The sequence below is a fragment of the Arsenicibacter rosenii genome (genome assembly GCF_001870735.1).
In the GTDB taxonomy this organism is placed as follows: Bacteria; Bacteroidota; Bacteroidia; order Cytophagales; family Spirosomataceae; genus Arsenicibacter; species Arsenicibacter rosenii.
Genome location: NZ_MORL01000150.1, coordinates 1 through 1275 on the forward strand (window position 1 = coordinate 1; position 1275 = coordinate 1275).

General features: G+C 53.6%; 1 protein-coding gene. It reads right to left on the minus strand.

What is annotated here, in order from left to right:
• Positions 1-1275 (minus strand): M14 family metallopeptidase (locus BLX24_RS33085; protein WP_510185441.1); only part of this gene is annotated, 1275 nt, incomplete at both ends.

Genomic DNA, 1275 nt, shown 5'->3' on the forward strand with positions numbered 1-1275 from the left:
CGAAATCGGTGACCGCTTTCGTTTGCTTTGGTACAGACTGAGCACCTGAACCCGTCGCAATGGCGCCAGGCTGAATACTGAATGGTTTGAAGGAAACCTTCGTGAGAACACCGGCCTGTTGGAGCAGGGAAATTGCTTTAGCGGCATGGTAATCGGCTCCGTTCAGCAAATACGCGACCGTTGCACGTCCTCCGGCAATGCCTCCTTCGATTGCCGGCAGCGTTTTAACCGGTTCTCCCTTGACGAGCGTTGCCTCTTTCAGTTTAGCAAAAGGCAGGCCATACCCATGGATCAGCGACCACCCCGTCACGTCATAAAATACGCTGTCGTGGAAGGCCGTCACTTCTTCAAAAACCGAATGTACAATCCGGTAATTGGGTTGCGACGAAGGCACGACATAAGCGGATCCCGCGTCAAAGGTTTTTCCGTTTGCCTGCGTTGTCTGCTGAAGCGGATAAAACTGAATATTGTGCTGCAGCAACAGGTCGGCAAAACGACGGGTCAGGTTAGGATCAGCCGCCGAACCAAATACATAGGCTTTCGTCGGAAACTTTGCTGCTTCAGTGATCGCCGACGCAAAGAAGTCACGCTGATGTTTCAGGTACAGGTCTTTTTCCTCAACGGCTCCCTGTACGGCTGCCAGCCCTGTCCGCAAGTGGTTCCGGATGGTAAAGGGGAACGTAACCACCCCATTACTGCCCTCCTGTGCCAGGCCCCGCGAACTGCCCAGTTCAAACGTTACCCCGACTCCGCCTGTGAAATCAGGATAGGTGGAACCGTAAATGGGGGAGAGGTTATCGAACTGTTCTTTGGTGAAATAGAGCACACCGATACCATCGAGCGCCCGGGCAAAATAGTTCGCCAGCCGCACGTTCAGAACATCGTAGGTAGCCCGCGGAATCAGGTCATTTTCGGTACTGTAGGGTTTCGATGGTTCAAAATAATAGGTGCTGCTGGTTCCCATCTCGTGAAAATCGATCATCACATTCGGCAGCCAGGCATGATGGAATTTAATCCGGTTCCGGCTCTCGACGTGTACCAGCGGGAGCCAGTCGCGGTTCAGGTCGTTCAGATAATGATTGTAGCGACCGTTGGGCCAGTACTCGTTGTGTTCCCGGTCGGCAGGGTCGGTAACGGCCGGAAACGATTTGTACTGGTTAAACCACTGCGTTGCCCGGTCGCGGCCGTCGGGGTTTTCGGCCGGATCAATCGTAACCACGGATTCTGTCAGCCATTTAGCTACTTCCGGCGAAGTAGAGGCTGTCAGATAATAGG